The following is a 252-nucleotide window of genomic DNA, read 5'->3' as shown; positions in this document are numbered from 1 at the left end:
GTCGACGACAACTGGAAGGTGTCGCTCGACGGCGTCTACAGTGAAGACCGCAGCGCGCAGATCACCCGCCGGATCGATTCGACCGTGCTTACCGCGCGGCTGCGCAGCAGCGATCCGGCGCAGGCCTTCAATCCCTTCGGCGGAGCGAACAGCCAGGGCGTGCTCGACGCGATCTACTCGGGCATCTTCAATCCCTTTGCCACCAGCCGCACCCGGGGCGGATCGCTTCAGGCGGACGGCAGCCTGTTCGCC

General features: G+C 66.7%; 1 protein-coding gene. It reads left to right on the top strand.

Features of this window, described 5'->3' with window-relative positions:
* Nucleotides 1-252, top strand: a 252-nt coding sequence (locus FQ668_RS28710; RefSeq protein ID WP_178097221.1) for a hypothetical protein, incomplete at both ends; no start/stop codon positions are given.

This window comes from Pseudomonas sp. Kh14, from assembly GCF_900291005.1.
GTDB lineage: Bacteria > Pseudomonadota > Gammaproteobacteria > Pseudomonadales > Pseudomonadaceae > Aquipseudomonas > Aquipseudomonas alloputida.
This window is presented reverse-complemented; position numbering and strand designations above follow the sequence as displayed.